Source organism: Ruegeria sp. AA6, from assembly GCF_056542865.1.
In genome coordinates, this window is sequence record NZ_JBQGAN010000005.1 from 109,836 (window position 1) to 128,916 (window position 19,081).

Here is a 19,081-nt window from a genome sequence, read left to right on the forward strand (position 1 = left end):
GCTTATGTTTCCCTTGCCGGGGCAGGCCGGGAACCAGCCAGTATGTCATTCAACTGGTTGAGGATGGTTTCGATTTCATCCCCATCTTTGCTGATCAGCGTCTCTACCGAGCCGCTCAGTCTTGCACGGTCGTCGTTTGAAAGGGTTTTCGCGGTGACAACGATGACCGGTATATCTTTCCATTCTGGGTTCTTCTTCATCCTCGCCAGAAATTCAAACCCGTCCATCTCAGGCATCATGAGATCCAGCAGAATAACGTCCGGCATGGGTGCGGACAGCTGTTCCAGAGCATCCAGACCGTTAACTGCCTGCTCAACCTGCCACCCCTCCTTGCCAAGTATGCGACAGATCATTTCCCGCGTCTCAGCCTCGTCTTCAACAACCAAGGCCCGGGGCGTCGGCAAGTACGGACAATGTTCTTTAAGCGCGTTCAACAGCTCAACCGTGTCGATGGGCTTGCCCAGATATTCGCTAGCGCCCAGCGACAGCCCGCGACTGCGGTCTTCGGCGAATGTCAGCATGATCACTGGTATTTCTGCCAATGCCGGGTCTTCTTTCAACTTTGACAACACAGCCCAGCCATCAATCTCGGGCATGAACACATCCAGTGTGATGGCGTCAGGTCTGGTTTTTCGGGCCAGTTCCAAAGCTTCCTGGCCTTTGGTCGAGGAAAGAATCCGGTATCCTTCCCTGCGCAGTCGCCGCCCCAAAAGGTCATGCACCGTCGGGTCGTCATCGATCAACAAAACCAGCGGAGCGTTTGGGTCTGTGTGCGGATCGTCCTCGGAATGGGCCACGTTTCGCGACGCATCGATAGACGGATCTCGGCAAATGCCCGGAAGACAGATGGTAAAGGTCGATCCCTCGCCAAGCGTACTGCTGCATTGAATGCTACCCCCCAATTGTTCACAGAAAACCTTGGTAATCGACAGCCCCAGCCCCGTGCCACCATAGTTGCGTGTTGTCGAGGAATCCGCTTGTGTGAATGCGTCAAAGACCTTGTCGACCTGTTCGGGTGACATGCCGATACCCTGATCAACGACAGAAAATTCAAACTGATCCGGCTTATTCGACCGATGAACCGACAGGGTGATTGTTGCGTTTTCAGTAAACTTGCAAGCATTGGACAGCAGGTTGAGCAATGCTTGGCGCACCTTGGTCAGGTCGCAGATCATTTCCCCGACCCCTTCGGGACACACGATTTTTAGAACGTTGTTGTTCTTTTCGGCCAGCGGTAGCACCGTGGTTTCGACGTCCTTGATCATCTGGAAAACGTCAAAGGCTTCCAGGGTGAACTCCATTTTTCCGGCTTCGATCTTGGACAGGTCCAGAATGTCGTTGATCAGGGCCAGCAAATGTTTCCCGGCGGATTGAATTTTCCGAAGATCACTCAGGTTTGCTTCGTCATTCTGATCAATGGCCTCTTCCAGCATCAGTTCGCTATACCCGATAATAGCGTTCAACGGCGTGCGAAGCTCATGGCTCATGTTGGCGAGGAAGGTGCTTTTGGTCTTGTTGGCGGCCTCAGCGATATCCCGTGCCACGCGCAATTCGCTTTCCACCTGTTTCTGTGCGGTGATGTCGCGGCCATATATATTCGCGTATCCCGCCTCGGGAACCGGCCACAGCAACAGCGAATAAATCTGACCGCCAGCCTCGTATTCAAAGTCCTGTCGTTTGTCCTCGTGCAAGCCTTTGGCAACTCGAGTGCGCCACCCGGTCCCCACCCGGTCGCCGACCTTCAGTTGCAACGCCTCGATCAACGGCTTGCTTGCCTTGTTGGCATAAGTCAGCTTGCCCTGATCGGTGATACGTAAAACGGGATTGGGGTTCTCTTCCGGAATACGCGCCAGTTCTCGCATCCGGTTTTCGGCCCGCTTCAACTGCGTCACGTCCCGCCCATAAAGGTTAACATGGTCAGCATCCGGAACTGGCCACAGCAACAATGCAAACACCATCCCCCCGGCATGACATTCAAAGTCCTGCCGTTTGTTGTCCTTTAACCCTTGCGTGACGCGTGCCAGCCATTCCTCTGTGACGCGTGCACCAACTGAAAGGCCCAATGCCTCCAACATTGGATCACTGGCCTTGTTTGCAAAAAGTAGAGTACCATCACCCCGGATACACATTACCGGATTGGGGTTTTCCTCCGGGATCTGGGCAAGTTCGGCGTTGCGAGCTTCGACTTTCTTCAGCTCGGTCACATCGCTGTAGATCGCGACTGTCCCTTTGTCGTTGGTTTTGCGCTCGCTAATCTTGATCCATCCGCCGGATGTCCGGCTTTGCATCTGGGTGCCTTCCGGGTTTTCATGACGTTTCAGCCGTTGCGCCAACCACTCTTCTTCGCGCCCGACTGCATCTGAGATAACGTTGAGAGACAAAGCTTTTCGAACAACCTGTTCGAAGGTCATCCCGGGTTTCACCAGATCTTCATGCCCAGGATACAGCATCTTTCGATACGCTTCGTTCGCCAACATCAGACGATCATCCGAGTCATAAAAGGCAAAGCCCTCGGGAATTGTGTTTATGGCATCAACGATCCGATCCAGTACCCGTTCCGGTGCGGTATGTTGCGCTTGCCTATCAACAACTGCCGCAGCACAAAGGCGCGCAACGCGTTGGGCAAAACCAATGTCTTCGTCACTAAATCCCGCTGAAAGGTTGGTTCGAAAGCTGATGGCTCCCACGATCTGTCCAAGGGTTTTTATTGGCAGCGCCATCTCCGCGACAGGAGCCGAGGATTTTTCCGGGGCTTTGTCGTTTTGTGTGGCCTGAAGCAGACGCAAGTCTCCGTTTTGTAGAACCCCGCCTATGTGGCCATGTGAAAGCGGAATGCGTGTGTCGCTCCAAACAACCCGGTTGCTTTGATTTTCCTGCAAATAACCTTCGCAATAAAAGGTTCGGCCAGTGTCCAGCATCGCCAATGTGCATTCGTCGAATTTAAGTGCGGTTTTCAATCTGAGAACGATCTCGAAAAGCAGCCTGTCAGGATCTGAGGTGTCAGCGGCCAGAGATGAGATCTCCTCAAACAGCGTCTCCCTTGTTTTCATTGGGCTAGATTTTCTTTGACCGTTGGTTCGGTTCATAAATGTGCTCTCCAGTTGGCGAGACCAGCACTTCAGTGAAACTTACATTCAGGTTTCCCCGCCTATTGGCAGTTGAATTGAAATATAACAGCAAAACAAGGTTGTTTTCCTTCATCTTTGTGCAGCCGATTGGTATCGACTGTAGCAGCAAAGTTTCTGTCCTTTTTCGTGGTATCCTGAAGTTCAGGTAGCAACGCCAAAGATTTGGGGCAGGGTGGAGCGCAATCAGAGGCCAGTCAAAACCGTCGAGTTGGATGCGGGCACTATCGCTTTGGCAATCCGCAGCGCAGTGTTAACTGGATATTGCTAGCTTCCGACTGTTAGCGCTTTGTCGGCATGTTGGAGGGCCATGGGTTGCCAGGGAACAAAGTCACCGACAAAAGTGGCGCCAACACATGCATGAATTCAGTCCGGTTCCTCGGTTCACGGTATTGGCCGATTAACCCGCAAACGCATCAAGATGCCTTCGGCCGGTAGAAGTTTCGCAAAAGAACCTTTGGTGGATGACTGTTACTGCGAATTACCGTTCTGACAATAACCTGCGTTTTTCTGCCATGGCTTCGCGACGGCTGCGCTCGATGCCCAGTCTGAACGACTCTTCGACAAAGTCGATATGGTCCGTGGCAGCTTTGACCGCGCGGTCTTCATCTCCGTCGATGACCGCGTGACCAAGCTCAAGGTGCTGAGACAAAAGCTGCCGTCCAGTGCCATCTATCGTTTTCAGAAAATCGCGATTATAGAAGACGCCCTTTCGCGTAAGCTCGTAGATCGAGGCCATGATATGGATCAAAGTCGCGTTCTGACTTGCATCTACTATCGCGGAATGAAGTGCAAAATCTGCCTCTTGCGAAGCTTTCGTGTCTTTTTCTTTCCAGGCCCGTTCATTTTCGGCCAGGATTTCGGCGATCCGCTCTTTGTCGGCGGTGGTGGCCCGGCGCGCAGCGAGACGAGCGGCAAAGCTTTCCTGCTCGCGCCTGTATTCCAGATAATCAAAAAAGGCAGGCTCGTGCCGTTCATACAGCGCCAGCAGGGCGGGCATCATCGCTTGGCCGGTCAAGGCAGCAACAAAAGTGCCTTCGCCATGTTGAGTGATTACCAGCCCGCGTTCTTCAAGAACCGCCAGGGCTTCGCGCAGTTTCGGGCGCGACACGCGCAGCATCTCGGCCAGATCACGTTCGGACGGCAGTTTGCGCCCCTGTTTCAAAATGCCCGAAGCGATCAGATCCTCGATCTGAGCCACCACAGCCTCGGCCAGCGATTCGTGTCCAACCGGTTCAAAGATCGCTGTACGGCTCATGAGCTTTGCCTCTGTTTTGAAGAGTTTCGGGACTTACTGGTAAATAAATATAACCATATAGACGAAAATTTCAAGCGAGTGTGTCTTCTTGGAGGAGAACTTTTAAAACCCAGTAAAACAAAGAGAAACTTGTATCAAACTAGCGTAAAGCCCCAAAATACACTCTGCCACAGCACGAGATTTGCGCGGATCGTGAAGCTGAGATTTCAATCAGTGGTAAACAAAATTGTTGACTGCTGCTGACTGGTAAAGTTAGTTTACCACCGGAAGGGCGCTGGAAGAGCCCGCGCCGCTGATTGGGGTAGATGCCCTGACCAACCCTGGAGGAGAATTCATGAAAAAGACTCTGACGAGCCTGGCCGTAGCTGCCAGCCTTATGGCCGCACCTGCGGTCGCCGCTGACAAGCTGCTGCTGAAAACCCCGATCGCCTTCTCGACCGAGCTGCCGGGCCTCGGCTCGCCGATCCCACGCGTTGCCGAACAGCTGGACGTTATGTCGGGTGGCACGCTGAAAATGAAGGTGTATGAGCCGGGCAAACTGGTTCCGCCGTTTGAAATTCTGGACGCCGTGTCCACCGGCAAGATCAACTCAGGTTACACCACAGCCGGTTACTGGGCGGGTAAAATCCCGGCTGCACCACTGTTCTCGGCCGTGCCCTTTGGCCCCGAAGCGGGCGAATACATGGCGTGGCTGTACTATGGTAACGGCCTGACCCTGTATCAGGAAATGTATGATCAGGCGGGCTATAACGTTCACGTTCTGCCCTGCGCCATCATCGCGCCGGAAACCTCGGGCTGGTTCGCAACTGAAATCAATTCGCCCGAAGACCTGAACGGTCTGAAGATGCGTTTCTTCGGTCTGGGCGGTAAAGTAATGCAGAAACTGGGCGTGGCGACATCGCTGCTGCCGGGTGGTGAAATCTTCCCCGCGCTGGAAAAAGGCGCCATCGACGCGACCGAATTCTCGATGCCTGCCATCGACGCACGTTTGGGCTTCCACAAGCTGGTGAAATTCAACTACTTCCCCGGTTGGCACCAGCAAGCGACCGTGTTCGAACTGCTGATCAACAAGGACGTCTGGAACGAAACCAGCGACCAGCACAAAGCGATCATCGAAAGCGCCTGTAAGGCATCGATGGCAGACAGCTTTGCCGAAGGTGAAGCCATTCAGCACTCTGCTTTGATCGACAACGTTGAAAACAATGGAGTCACCATCAAGCAGTGGTCGCCTGAAATGCTGGATACCTTCCGCGCAACCTGGGATGAGGTTGCCGCAGAAGAGGCTGCCAATGACGCCTACTTTGCAAAAGTCCTGGCCGACATGAACGAGTTCCGTGACGGCTACGACCTGTGGAAAACCAACGCTTTCCTCCCTCGTCAGTAACCTCCCGACTGACGAAACCGGAGCGGCTTTATCCCCGCTCCGGTAAAACCCTCTTATACTCGGAATTTCTAACCAATCACTGACCGCATGTCGGGCTGCTGAGCGAGGAATGACCATGGCCAATCAAAAGAACCTCAACGATCCGGTAGAAGCCTATGAAGGCCTCCTGGAACACCCCGAGACTGACCGTCAGAAAATCGCCGTAGCTATCGACTCCAGCGTCAAGGCTATCGGTCATGTGGTTATGTGGGCAAACGTGCTGCTAATGGGGGCGATTTTCGCCCAAGTGTCGCTGCGTTACCTGTTCAGCCAGAACTATCCCAAACTGGACGAGATCCAGTGGCACTTTTATGGCATCGTCACGATGATCGGTATTTCTTATGCCTTGATCACCGATAGCCATGTGCGCGTGGACGTGCTGCATATGCAACTTTCGCGCCGCGCCCAGCGGGTGATCGAGGTGATCGGCATCCTGACCCTGCTGACACCGTTCATCTATTTGATGGTCGATCAGGGTTTTGACTATTTCTACGAAAGCTTCCGCGTCAATGAACGTTCGGACAGCCCCACGGGTCTTCCGGCACGCTGGGCTTTCAAGGCGGTCATTCCGATCAGCTTTATCCTGCTGGCACTTGCGGCCTTGGCCCGCTTGATCCACGACGGCCATGCACTGCTCTACGGACCGGAATCCGAGCGTGAAGGCGCGCCGCTGCGTCGCATTCTGCTGGTGCTGGCTGTTTTTGCGGCGGTCTGTGTCGGTCTGACTTTCCTTGTCGAAACGACCGAGGAAAAGCTGGTCATCGCGATGTTCCTGACCTTCATTGCGCTGCTGTTCACCGGCTATCCGGTGGCTTGGGTGCTGGCCGGTGTGGGCGTGGCATACTGCGGTCTGGCTTATCTGTTCGACAACGATCTGATGCTGTGGACCGGGCTTGAGAGCACCTTTACCGGGCTCGATTACCTGACCCTGGGCGCTGTGGTGAACCGTGTCTACGCCACCATGTCCAACGCGGTTCTGGTTGCCCTGCCGATGTTCATCTTCATGGGTCTGATGCTGGACGAATCCGGTGTGGCCGAGCGTCTGATGTCTTCGATGCAGCGCCTGTTCGGTACCGTGCGCGGCGGTCTGGCGATCACTGTTACGCTGATCGGCATCATTCTCGCGGCCTCGACCGGCATCATTGGTGCGTCCGTGGTTCTGCTGGGCGTGCTGTCGCTGCCCTCGATGATGCAGCAGAAGTATCAGCCGACATTGGCCGCAGGTGTGGTTTCGGCCTCCGGCACGCTGGGTATCCTGATCCCGCCGTCGATCATGCTGGTGATCATGGCCGACCAGATGGCGTTGTCAGTGGGTGACCTGTTCATGGCTGCGGTCTTCCCCGGTGTGATTATCGGTGGCCTGTATCTGACTTATATCTTCATCCTTGCTTTGGTGAAGCGCGACGCGGCCCCCGTGCCCGAAGGTGCTAAAGCCCCCGATTGGGCCGCTGTCAAGGACGTGCTGATCGCCGTCATCCCGACGCTGATGCTGATCCTCGCCGTGCTGGGCTCGATCTTTGCGGGTCTGACCACGCCGACCGAAGCCTCGGGCATCGGTGCGCTGGGTGCGACCTTGCTGGCGCTTGGTTATCGCAAGCTGACCTTTGCCAAGCTGTGGAACGTGCTGGTGTCGACCTTCAACACCACCGCCTATATCTTCGCGATCTTCCTGGGCGCGACCGTGTTCTCGTATGTTCTGCGCGAACTGGGTGGCGACGAGCTGATCGAGCATGTGGTGCAATCCACCGGCTTTGGTGCCAATGGAACGGTCCTCTTCATCCTGTTCATCGTCTTCCTGTTGGGTTTCGTGCTGGACTGGATCGAGATCACGCTGATCGTACTGCCCCTGATGCGTCCCATCGTGAACGGGCTTGGCATCGACATCCCCGGCTTTGGCGTTCTGGATGAACCGGCGCTGGTATGGTTCGTGATCCTGGTCGCGGTGACGTTGCAAACCAGCTTCCTGACACCGCCGGTTGGCTTTGCCCTGTTCTACCTGAAAGGCGTCTGCCCGCCCGAGATCAAGCTGATGCACATCTACAAGGGCATCATTCCCTTCGTGCTGCTGCAGCTGACAGGTCTCGCTCTGGTGTTCCTGTGGCCGACCCTTGCCACGTGGCTGCCCTCGGTCGCTTACTAAGGAACGGAACCGATGCGTCTGAGCCAATGTCATAACTTCCATGACTTCCGGCGGCTGGCCAAACAGCGGCTGCCGGGGCCGATCTTCAACTACATCGACGGTGGCGCGGATGATGAGGTGACGTATCGGGAAAACACCAATGCGTTCGACCGTTGCGACCTGTTGCCCTCGGTCCTGCGTGGGGTGTCCGACGTGGACATGTCCGTCACCGTGATGGGGCAAAAGCTGGACATGCCGGTCTATTGCTCACCCACTGCCTTGCAGCGCTTGTTCCACCATCAGGGCGAACGCGCGGTGGCTGCGGCGGCTGAGAAATACGGGACCATGTTCGGGGTGTCCTCACTGGGCACTGTATCGCTGGAAGAGCTGCGGCAGAAACACAAAAACCCGCAGGTCTATCAGTTCTATTTCCACAAGGATCGCGGCTTGAACTCGGCCATGATGCAGCGCGCCAAAGAGGCGGGGGTCGAAGTGATGATGCTGACCGTGGACAGCATCACCGGCGGCAACCGGGAACGCGACCTGCGCACGGGGTTTTCTATCCCGTTCCGCCTGACACTGGGCGGCATGATCCAGTTTGCGATCAAGCCCATGTGGGGGATCAACTACGTCACTCACGAGAAATTTCGCCTGCCGCAGTTGGAAGAACACGTGGATATGGGCGGTGGGGCCAGTTCCATCGGTGGGTACTTCACCGACATGCTGGATCCGTCGATGAACTGGGATGACGTGGCGCAGATGGTGCGCGATTGGGATGGTCAGTTCTGCCTCAAAGGCATCATGACTGTCGAAGATGCCAAACGCGCGGCCGAGATAGGCTGCACCGGCATCATTCTGTCGAACCACGGGGGCCGCCAACTGGACGGCTCACGCACGCCCTTCGACCAACTTGCCGAGATCGTCGATGCTGTCGGCGACAAGCTGGACGTGATGATGGATAGCGGCATCCAACGCGGCACCCATGTGCTCAAGGCGCTGTCGATTGGTGCCAAGGCCGTTGGGGTCGGGCGGCACTATCTGTACCCGCTTGCCGCGGCAGGTCAGCCAGGCGTCGAGCGCGCTTTGGGCCTGATGCGGGCCGAGATCGAACGCGACATGAAACTGATGGGCGTCACAAGCATTGACCAGCTGAGCCGCGACAACATTCGTTTTCGCGCCGCATAACCCTAAACGAGGGCTGCCATGACCAATGACGAGTTGATCAAACATTTCCGTTCTATCGTCGGATCGCGCCACGTCCTGACCGGCGAGCGCGCGACCGAGCGGTTTCGGCGCGGTTTCCGTTCCGGCGAGGGTGAGGCGCTGTGCGTTATCCAACCCGGTACGTTGTTGGAACAATGGAAAGTGCTGCAGGCTTGCGTTGCGTCCGACAAGATCGTGATCATGCAGGCCGCCAATACCGGCCTGACGGAAGGATCCACACCATCAGGCAGCTATGATCGCGACGTGGTACTGATCAACACCCGCCGCATGGATGCACTGGTACCGCTGAACAACGGCGAACAGATTGTCAGCTTTCCGGGGGCCACCCTGTTTGCGCTGGAAAAACTGCTGGCCCCGCTTGGGCGCGAGCCTCATTCGGTGATTGGTTCGTCCTGCATTGGGGCCTCGATTGTGGGCGGGGTTTGTAATAACTCGGGCGGATCATTGGTGGAACGCGGGCCAGTCTATACCGAACTGTCTGTCTATGCGCAGATCACCGAGGCAGGTGAGCTGGAACTGGTCAATCATCTGGGTATTGATCTGGGTGAAACGCCCGAGGAAATCCTGACTGCCCTTGAGGCGGGCACATTTGACCGGAACCCGGGGGCCACGAACAAGCGCGCTTCGGCCAGTGACTACGCACAGATCGTGCGTGATGTTGATGCGGAAACGCCTGCGCGGTTCAACGCGGACAAAGGGAAACTGTTCGAATCTGCCGGGTCGGCGGGCAAGCTGGCGGTCTTCGCTGTACGCCTTGATACCTTCCCGAAGAACGAGGCAGAAAAGGTTTTTTACATCGGCGCCAACGACCCCGATGATCTGGCGGCGCTGCGCCGTCATATCTTGTCGCAGTTTACCTCACTGCCTGTATCGGCCGAATATATGCAGCGCGAAGTGTTCGACATCACCGCAAAATACGGCAAGGACACTGTGGTGATGATCGACAAGCTGGGCACGGATCGTTTGCCGTTTTTCTTTGCCATGAAGGGTGCGGTAGACGCGCGGTTGCGGCGCATCCCGCTGCTTAGCAATTTCACTGACCGGTTTATGCAGATGGCGGTTGCGCTGTGGCCGCGGGTTTTGCCGAAACGCATGGTGGACTTCCGGGACCGCTACGAACACCATCTGATCCTGAAGATGAAGGATGACGGGATCGCCGAGGCTGCGGAATGGCTGCCTTCATTTCTGAAAGACCGCGACGCGGATTTCTTTGAATGCACCGGGCGCGAGGCCAAGATCGCAGGTTTGCACCGTTTCGCTGCTGCTGGTGCCGCTGTGCGGTATATGGCGATCCATGCCAATGAGGTTGAGGACATTATCGCCTTAGACGTAGCGCTACGACGCAACGATCAGGATTGGCTGGAAAAACTGCCGCCTGAGATTGAAGACCAGTTGGTTCACAAACTCTACTACGGCCATTTCATGTGCCACGTGATGCATCAGGATTATGTGGTCAGGAAAGGTGCCGACCCCAAGGCGCTGAAGGCGGCGATGCTGGAACTGTTCGACGAACGCGGCGCGGAATATCCGGCAGAGCATAACGTCGGACATCTGTATCAAGCCAAACCCGATCTGGCGTCACATTACAAATGCTGTGATCCGACCAATTCGTTCAATCCGGGGATTGGAAAGATGTCCAAGGCGCGGAACTACAAAGAAGAGCGCATCGCTGGACCGTCATGATGCAAAAGGCCGGGTGATTTGCTCTCCCGGCCAGAGAGTTGGTCTTAGGACCGCCGTTCAATCAGGCGGATGACCCAGACCAGCACGATGCCATAAAGCACATGCCCGACCAGGGCGACCCAGGTGATGCCGGTGAAGTTCAGGAAAAAGGGCAGGCCAGCAATGGCCGTAATACCGCCGATGGCAAAGACCCAAAGCCCGAACCCATAGATCGCCGAACCCAGTAAGATGTGGCGGCCGTTGAAGATCGACGTCCAAATCGGGTTGAACACATAAAGCCAGCCAATCGGATATCCAATCAGTCCCACCAGATAGAAATGTACGAAATAGCCCGCAAACTCGCCGTTAGGCAGGCCGAGACTGCCAAGCAGGCTACGCGCCAGGCCATGCGGCGACAAGTTGGCCAAGCCTAAGGCTGGGCTGATCAACTGTCCCCACAGGTCGAACGCATTGGAGGCGAAGAAACCAGAAATGAACATCATCCCCAAAAGCGGGATATTGAACCTTGGGAACAGCCCCGCAGAGATTTTCGAACTTTCTGACATCGTCATGGGGTAGCCCTTCCTTCCACTAACCTTGGTTGCCGTCCTTAAATCGGGAAGCGGAGGATGATTTCAACGCATTGAAAGAGCTTTCACGCACAGGTGACAGCGAGCGGGTTTTTGAAACAAAACTGTGGTGTCGGACAGCTACCCTGTTCGCGTGACCTGTATTCAGGTAACACCGAGCAATTCAAAGATTTTCTTCGGTTGGTGCCCGGCAACGCGACTTCAAAAGGTCAAGGGCTGCGTCGAAGGGCTTTAGGTTTTCCGCGGCCCGCGCATTCAAATGTGCGCCTTCCAACAACGCCAATGTGGCGTGGGCTTCGGCCTTGGGGGCGGCAATGTTTGCGATTGTCCTGTCTTTCCGCCCCAACTCGAATATAGCTTCGATCTGTGTCGTCATCATCGCTTGAAAGGCTTTGATCCTTTGGATTACGTCGACTGAAAGGCTTTCGCGACTGCTGATCAGCGAGACGCACAAGCACAGTGTTTTGCCCTCATTCAAGGCATCACGATACAGCTTGATCAATGCCAGCAGACGTCCAGCCCCTGTGTGATGGGACGCTTCGATCTTGTGGCATTCGTGCTCAAACGTGGTGTAGTACCGCTCCATCAGTGCGACCGACAGGGCGGCTTTGGTGGGAAAGTGATAGTGGATGGATGCCTTGCGAATACCCACGGCCTCGGCCAGATCCGCATAACTGAACCCGTCGAATCCACGCGCACGTGCCGCTTGTTCGGCCACGTCCAGCAATGCGGTTTTGGTATCGCGCGTCATGCGTTCAAACCTTTTCTGTTTCGATCAGTGCCAACGCGTTTTCCGCAGCCTCAAGCGCGCCTTCAAGATACCCGCCGAATTGCGGCGCGACCTCGGTTCCGGCAAAGATCAGTCGACCTTCCCAAATACGAGCTAATGCACGTGGCAGGCCATATCGTGGGTGCGCAAAAACAGGCTGCTGATCCAGTGGGGTTGCAGTGAAAGGATCAAAAGCCCAATCCAAAATCCGTAAGGATTTTGGCTCGGCAGCTTCCGGGCCGAATAGTCGGATCAGTTGGTCCAAAAGCGCCTGCCTTAAACGCTGTACGTCGCGGCGCGCCTGAGGCGGGGTACCGATGAAACCGAACAAAGCATAAGGTCCACCTGCTGCGGGCGAGGCATCATGTAATTCCACCATCGGTCCAAGGCGACTCATCGCGTCGCCGGACAGGCCGTCGCTACGCCAGAAGGGCGTTTCGTAGATAGCGATGGCTTTGGCTTGACCGGCCATCCATGTCGCGATCCCGGCCATAGTCTCTTGCGTTCTTTGGGGCAGGGCAGGCGAAAACGTTATCTTGCTGGCCACGCGAGGTGGTATAGCCAGAACCACCTGTCGCGCCTTGATCGTTTGGCCACCTTCCGTGGTGGCTAAAACTTCATCGCCATTCCGGGTCAAAGCGGTGATCGGTGTGGATAGCTCTATGCGATCCGCAGGAAGTTTGGCGGCCAGAGCATCGGTCACTGCTGCCATCCCCCCTTCAACGCGGTAAGACCCCCGCATCGAGGCAAAACCACGACCCCTTTCGACGCGCCCGGTTTCATCTTCGTAGCTGAGCGCGCCAGTGGAAAATTGCTCGAACCACTTTAAACCAAATTGTTCTATCAAAGCGGCTATGCGTGGCTGTCCGGGCCAAAACCAGGCTGGCCCAAGATCGAAATAGCCGCTTCCGATCCGTTTAGTCAGGATACGGCCGCCTAGGCGATCCCGCGCTTCTACCAACAGAACATCGTGCCTGCGATCAACAAGCTGCGTCGCAAGACTTAGCCCGGAAAGCCCGGCGCCGATGATTAAAACCTGTGTTTCCACCTGTGGCATCTGCTGAAGTATCAAACAGCCGGTGCTTGCGCGAATGGCAAATGGCCGGACTTCATCCAGATTTTAGCGCCTTCCGTGCCGGCGGTGATGGACAGCTTTTCGCCTTCAGGCAGGCGTAGCCAACTGGTCGGGTGCAGTACATCCTCTTTGGATGTGATGGTTCCGTCTATGACCAAAAGTTCGATGCCCCCCGCCGCGTCAGAGTCAAAAGATGTGCCCGGGTCAAGGTGGCTGTAGGTTACGGTTTCGCGCGCGTCGCTGTGCAGGATTGCAGTTGCTACACCGTTAACCGAGGAGGACAGTTCGTCGACCATGTTTTTACGGAACTGGTTACGGTCTTCCATATCGAATTGCCAAAGCTTGACGAAGATGGTGCAGCCAGGTTCAGACCCCGGCGTGTGCGATGTGGTGGGCGGATTGCGCACATAGGTCCCAGCAGGGTAGTCGCCGTGTTCGTCCTGAAAGACGCCTTCGAGTACGATGAATTCTTCGCCGCCGGTATGGGTATGAGCCGAAAAGTGGCTGCCTGGTGCATAGCGGACGATGGTCGTCGCACGCGCGACTTCGCCACCGAACCGATCCAACATGCGCCGGTCCACGCCTTTCATTGGTGAGGCCTGCCATTCAAGTTGATCAGAGTGAACAACGACACGAGAGGAAAAGTCCGCGTTGAGTTCCATGAGAAAGGTTCCTTTCGACAGCGAGCCTCTAGTAAGGTAATCGTTTGGGGACTGCATTTGAGTAAACTACCTAGTGGTAGGTAGATAATTTTTCAACAGACACTGCGCCATAATTTTGGCGCACAGGGTTGTGAGTGCGTCGAACCTTACGATCCGCGCAATTGCGCAAACAAATGCTCGATCAGGGCGCGTATGCGCGCGGTCAGGTGGCGATTCTGAGGGTAGACAGCGTAAAGCCCCAACGAAACGGCCTCTTGCGATTCAAACAACAATTTCAATTGGCCCGAGGCTAGAAAAGGTTGTGCCGTGTACAAGGGGATGCGCCCAATTCCCAACCCATCTGCTGCCATATTCGCCACGGCGCGGGGGGAATTTGCGCGGAAGTTGCCTGAAACCGCAACTGTGTAAGCACCTTCCGCCCCCTTGAAGGCCCAGTGGTCAACATTGGCTCCAGCGGTTTGCATGAGGCAGTTGTGGGTGGCCAGTGCCGCAGGCTCAGTTGGTGTGCCGTGCTGCGCTAAATAGTCGGGCGAAACACAACACACGATCCGCATATCCATGAGTTTGCGTGCCACCAGGGTTGAATCCTTCAGCGCGCCGAACCGAATAGCCAGATCGTAACCCTCCTCAACCATCGAAACGTGATGATCCGAGAGGTGAAGTTCGACGGAAACCTTTGGATGCCGGGTTTGAAACGGCTTCAACAGGTGGATCAATTCCGCCGAGCCATAGCCGGTCGGCGCAGTGATCCTTATGCGCCCCGCAAGTTCAGTCTGCCGCTGTTGGACAAGGCCTTCCAGTTCATCGAACTGCTCCAGCAGCGGCAGGCAGCGTTCAAAGTACGAGCGTCCAGTATCGGTCAGGGTTACGCTGCGGGTCGTGCGGTTGAACAGCTGCGCGTTCAGTCGGTCCTCTAGCTGGCCGACATATTTGCTGGCCAATTTCGTGCTGATGCCGACCTGCTTTGCACCTTCGGTGAATGAGGAATGTGCCGCCACTGCCGCGAAAGCACGCATGCCTTGGATGGTGTCCATTGTCTACGCCATGTTCATAGTAATTCACCATGAAAGTATATTATCGCCTGCGGCAAAGCAATTTAAGTCTGGTTCTCAGATGCTGACCCTCAGCCGAACCCAAGACCAGAGAAAGAGCTATCAGATGTCCAATACGATCCGAATCCACAGCTTCCCGCTTTCGGGCCATGCCCACCGCGCCGTCCTGTTTGCAAGTCTGGCCGGTATCGAACACGACGTTATCAACGTCGACCTTGCCGGGGGTGAACACAAGCGCGCGCCATTTCTTGCGCTGAACCCCGTGGGGCAGGTACCCGTTCTTGAAGACGGTGAAGTGGTCGTCACGGACAGCAACGCCATATTGGTCTATCTCGCTCGGAAATACGCGCCGTCCTACTTGCCATCGGATCCGGTTCTTGAGGCCGAGGTACAGAAATTCCTGACCCTCGCAGCCGGTGAGATCGCCTTTGGCCCGGCTGCGGCCCGTCTTATCACCGTTTTCAACGCCCCTTATGACACGGACTTTACCCATGCAACCGCCGCCACTGTCCTGAAAAAACTGGATGCGCATCTTGAAGGGCGTGACTGGCTTGTTGGCGATACGCCGACCATCGCGGATGTGGCGATATACAGCTATACCGCGCATGCACCCGAAGGCGGTGTGTCGTTGGAACCCTACGCAAATGTGCGCCGCCTGCTTTCCAATATTGAGGCGTTGAAGGGCTTTGTTCCGATGCCCAGCACGGCAGCTGGCCTCAACGCCGCCTGATCCGAACGCGCCCTTGGCCAGCCGCGCGCGGGCGCGGCTGGCCTTTCATCCCCAAAGACATATGAGGTTCGCCATGAATGCTTCGGTCACAGTGCAACATTCGCCGTTTCACGCAGGCGAACGGGATATGCAATCTCGGGTCGGCAAACGGGACAAGATCGAGGAACTTGGGCGCAACTTCATTCGCCCGTTCATGCCCGACCAACATCGAGAGTTCTTTGGCCAGCTTCCGTTCGTCGTCGTGGGCAGCGTTAACTCGGATGGGTGGCCCTGGGCGTCGATGATCTCGGGGCGGCCAGGGTTTATTCAATCGCCGCACGATCGGCGACTGGACGTCGATATCCGCCCGCTGCCGGACGATCCGCTGAACGCAGCACTGAAACCCGGTGCGCCAATTGGGGTGGTCGGGGTTGAGCTGTCAACGCGCCGCCGGAACCGCATGAATGCCACCGTGGGTCAAGTTGAGGACGATGGCTTTTCGCTGGATGTGGTGCAATCCTTCGGCAACTGCCCGCAATACATCCAGACCCACGAGGTCTCGTTTGTTCGGGACCCTGAAGCCATTGTCGAACGACGCCGCAGTGATCGGTTCTTTGACCTGGACGCTGAAGCCAGCGCAATGATCGCCTCGGCCAATTCGTTCTATGTCGCAAGTTCTGTAAACACCCCGGATCACACGGGTGTGGATGTTTCGCATCGGGGCGGGCAGTCGGGGTTCGTCAAGGTCGACGGCAACAGTCTGCTGGTTCCGGATTTCGCCGGAAATAATTTCTTCAACACGTTGGGCAATTTTCTGGTGAACCCACGTGCAGGTTTGCTGTTCCCTGACTACCAGACCGGCGATGTGCTGATGTTGACCGGGACGGTCGAAGTTCTGCCGGAAAACCATCCCGATATCGCGGGTTTCCAAGGGGCAAGCCGGGCTTGGCGGTTTCATCTGTATCACGGTTTGCGCATCTATGATGCGCTGCCATTCAGGGCCGAATTTCAGGAGTTTTCGCCCAACAGCTTGATGGCGGATAGCTGGCAGGCGGTCGAGGCACGGCAAAAGGCCGAGGCGTTACGGCGACAGTGGCGATCCATGCGCGTGGCCTCGGTCAAGGATGAAAGCAAGACGATACGTTCTTTCACCTTCGAGCCTGCGGACGGGTTGCCTTTGCTGCCCTTTGAGGCAGGTCAATTCCTGACAATCCGCATCAGCCCTGACGGCAAAAATCCGGTGACGCGGACCTACACGGTTTCATCGGCGCCCGGTGACGTCGGATATCGTGTTTCTGTTAAACGTGAACCCGGTGGTGTCGTTTCGAACTACCTTCACAATACGATATCCGTTGGGGATCTGGTCGAGGTCAAAGCGCCACAAGGTGAGTTTCACCTGAACGCAGAAAGCACCCGTCCCGCCGCATTGTTCGCGGGCGGCGTTGGGATCACGCCGATGGTGTCGATGGCCCGCCATGTCCTTGCCGAAGGGCAGCGGACCGGCCAAACGCGTCGACTGACTATCTTTCATGCGGCGCAGACAGTTTCCCAGCGGGCTTTCCACACCGAGCTGCGCAGGGCCGAAGCCACCAGCGGCGGCAACATCCGCTATGTCTCGGTTATTTCCCGGCCCGAGCGTGATGCTCGTGAAGGATCGGATTTTGATGCCAAGGGGTACGTCTCGCCCGAATTGATCCAAGACACGCTGCCACTGGATGACTATGATTTCTATCTCTGCGGACCACCGCCCTTCATGCAGTCGGTCTACGACATGCTGCGCGATCTGGGTGCGCGCGACGACCGTATTTTTGCAGAAAGCTTTGGCCCCGCCGCGCTCAAAAGGCGTTCGGATGGGGCGATTGGTTCCTTCCACCCAGAGCCGGAGGCGGAACAGGCCATCGTCGCATTTGGGGCCAGTGGGAAAAACACGCAATGGAAAAAGGGCGGCCCCACATTGTTGGAAACAGCCGAGGCGCAGGGGCTGGCACCGTCATTCTCATGCCGCAGCGGATCATGTGGCAGTTGCCTGACGCGCAAAATCGCGGGCCAAGTCGCGTATCGTACCCAGCCAACCGCGGGCCATTTCGAAGATGAGGTTTTGATCTGTTGTGCCGTACCCGCCGAAGGTTCGGAGAAGGTGGTGCTCGACCTCTGACCTCTCTCGCGTAGTTGGTAGAAAAATCGGGCCATTTGGCACTTCCTGGAAACGGTTCGGGACATTGACGCGTGCGGCAGGTAGAAAGGTCTGAAAGCTCAGCCGAAAATGTGAGGAAATCCAATGACCGACCCCAAGCTTAGAACCACATCGGGCAATGGCCGAATCTTTGACAGCGTGCTCGATACCATCGGCAATACACCCACGATCCGCATCAACAATCTGGGGCCAGAGGGCGTCAATCTGTTCGTTAAGTTCGAGGCATTTAATCCCGCCGGGTCGGTCAAGGACCGCCTTGCCGTGAACATCATCGAGGCTGCCGAACGCAGCGGCGCATTGAAACCCGGTCAGACGGTTGTTGAGGCGACCAGTGGTAACACCGGCATTGGTCTGGCTATGGTTTGTGCCCAGAAAGGGTATCCGCTGGTGGTCACCATGGCCGAAAGCTTTTCGACCGAGCGTCGCCGACTAATGCGCATGCTGGGGGCCAAGGTTGTGCTCACGCCGAAGGCTGAAAAAGGTTTAGGCATGTACCGCAAAGCCGCTGAGTTGGCCGAGGCACACGGTTGGTTTCTGGCGCGCCAGTTCGAAACGCAGGCGAATGCCGAGATCCACGCCGCAACAACAGCGCGGGAAATTCTGGGTGACTTCAATGGGGAACGGCTGGACTATTTCGTGACGGGCTATGGCACAGGTGGCACAGTCACAGGTGTTGCGCGGGTTTTGCGTACCGAGCGGCCCGACACAAAGATCATCCTCTCTGAGCCTGCCAACGCGCAATTGGTGGGAAGTGGTATCGCGACCGAGCGCGGCAAGGACAGCGACCCCGTCTCAAGCCACCCAGCGTTTGAGCCGCATGTGATACAGGGCTGGACACCGGATTTCATCCCGGCAGTTCTGCAGGAATCCATCGACAACAGCTATTTTGACGAGCTGATCCCCGTGCCCGGTCCAACAGGCGTGGAATGGGCGCAAAAACTTGCCAGCCAAGAGGGTATTCTGACCGGAATTTCAGGCGGCGCAACATTTGCCGTTGCAATGCAAATCGTCGAACAGGCCGAGCCCGGCGCGTCCGTTCTGTGCATGCTGCCCGATACCGGAGAGCGGTATCTGAGCACGCCTCTTTTTGACGATTTCCCTGTCGAGATGACGGATGAAGAAACAGAAATCTCACGCTCGACCCCCGGATACCACATCGGCTGATGCTTGCGTAACGCCCTTCTGAACTGCAATGATATTGGCAGGTTACGGGGGGGCG

14 protein-coding genes are annotated in these 19,081 nt (G+C 56.3%); 7 read left to right on the forward strand and 7 right to left on the reverse strand.

Annotation, left to right across the window (positions count from 1 at the left end):
• Positions 1–2: 2 nt before the first annotated feature.
• Both ACR0LN_RS09115 and ACR0LN_RS09120 read right to left on the reverse strand, forming a co-directional pair.
• A complete protein-coding gene (locus ACR0LN_RS09115) occupies positions 3–3,050 on the reverse strand; it encodes a response regulator (RefSeq protein ID WP_480429200.1) in 3,048 nt (1,015 codons plus the stop codon).
• A 556-nt stretch (positions 3,051–3,606) separates the two neighbouring features.
• On the reverse strand, positions 3,607–4,383 hold the full coding sequence (locus ACR0LN_RS09120; RefSeq protein WP_480429202.1) for a FadR/GntR family transcriptional regulator: 777 nt from the start codon (positions 4,381–4,383) through the stop codon (positions 3,607–3,609).
• 334 nt (positions 4,384–4,717) lie between these two features.
• Between ACR0LN_RS09120 and ACR0LN_RS09125 the strand changes: the two genes are divergently transcribed.
• The 4 genes from ACR0LN_RS09125 to dld all read left to right on the forward strand — a co-directional run bounded on the left by ACR0LN_RS09125 (position 4,718) and on the right by dld (position 10,832).
• Positions 4,718–5,767, forward strand: coding sequence for a TRAP transporter substrate-binding protein (locus tag ACR0LN_RS09125; protein ID WP_480429203.1), 1,050 nt, complete (start codon positions 4,718–4,720; stop codon positions 5,765–5,767).
• Between the two features lie 115 nt (positions 5,768–5,882).
• Complete coding sequence (locus ACR0LN_RS09130; RefSeq protein WP_480429204.1) at positions 5,883–7,946, forward strand: TRAP transporter large permease subunit; 2,064 nt, start codon at positions 5,883–5,885, stop codon at positions 7,944–7,946.
• 12 nt (positions 7,947–7,958) lie between these two features.
• Positions 7,959–9,110, forward strand: a complete 1,152-nt coding sequence (locus tag ACR0LN_RS09135; RefSeq protein ID WP_480429205.1) for an alpha-hydroxy acid oxidase — start codon at positions 7,959–7,961, stop codon at positions 9,108–9,110.
• A gap of 18 nt (positions 9,111–9,128) precedes the next feature.
• The gene (gene dld, locus ACR0LN_RS09140) at positions 9,129–10,832 is read left to right on the forward strand and encodes a D-lactate dehydrogenase (RefSeq protein WP_480429206.1); all 1,704 of its coding nucleotides are present in this window, start codon (positions 9,129–9,131) and stop codon (positions 10,830–10,832) included.
• A 44-nt stretch (positions 10,833–10,876) separates the two neighbouring features.
• Here dld and ACR0LN_RS09145 read toward each other — a convergent pair whose 3' ends face one another.
• From ACR0LN_RS09145 to ACR0LN_RS09165, 5 genes are all read right to left on the reverse strand, one after another.
• A complete protein-coding gene (locus tag ACR0LN_RS09145; protein ID WP_480429207.1) occupies positions 10,877–11,383 on the reverse strand; it encodes a hypothetical protein in 507 nt (168 codons plus the stop codon).
• Between the two features lie 181 nt (positions 11,384–11,564).
• Entirely contained in the window at positions 11,565–12,152 is a 588-nt protein-coding gene (locus ACR0LN_RS09150) for a TetR/AcrR family transcriptional regulator (protein WP_480429209.1), read from the reverse strand.
• A gap of 4 nt (positions 12,153–12,156) precedes the next feature.
• Complete coding sequence (locus ACR0LN_RS09155; protein ID WP_480429210.1) at positions 12,157–13,218, reverse strand: flavin monoamine oxidase family protein; 1,062 nt, start codon at positions 13,216–13,218, stop codon at positions 12,157–12,159.
• Between the two features lie 20 nt (positions 13,219–13,238).
• Positions 13,239–13,907: a cupin domain-containing protein gene (locus ACR0LN_RS09160; RefSeq protein ID WP_480429212.1), complete on the reverse strand. Its 669-nt coding sequence runs from the start codon at positions 13,905–13,907 to the stop codon at positions 13,239–13,241.
• A gap of 146 nt (positions 13,908–14,053) precedes the next feature.
• The gene (locus ACR0LN_RS09165; RefSeq protein ID WP_480429214.1) at positions 14,054–14,941 is read right to left on the reverse strand and encodes a LysR family transcriptional regulator; all 888 of its coding nucleotides are present in this window, start codon (positions 14,939–14,941) and stop codon (positions 14,054–14,056) included.
• A gap of 124 nt (positions 14,942–15,065) precedes the next feature.
• On the opposite strand from ACR0LN_RS09165, the gene ACR0LN_RS09170 reads away from it, so the two are divergent.
• From ACR0LN_RS09170 to ACR0LN_RS09180, 3 genes are all read left to right on the forward strand, one after another.
• Positions 15,066–15,689, forward strand: coding sequence for a glutathione S-transferase family protein (locus ACR0LN_RS09170; protein WP_480429216.1), 624 nt, complete (start codon positions 15,066–15,068; stop codon positions 15,687–15,689).
• A 73-nt stretch (positions 15,690–15,762) separates the two neighbouring features.
• Positions 15,763–17,823 (forward strand): FAD-binding oxidoreductase, encoded by a 2,061-nt coding sequence (locus ACR0LN_RS09175; RefSeq protein ID WP_480429218.1) that lies wholly within the window; start codon positions 15,763–15,765, stop codon positions 17,821–17,823.
• Between the two features lie 123 nt (positions 17,824–17,946).
• The gene (locus tag ACR0LN_RS09180) at positions 17,947–19,026 is read left to right on the forward strand and encodes a PLP-dependent cysteine synthase family protein (RefSeq protein WP_480429220.1); all 1,080 of its coding nucleotides are present in this window, start codon (positions 17,947–17,949) and stop codon (positions 19,024–19,026) included.
• Positions 19,027–19,081 lie beyond the last annotated feature (55 nt).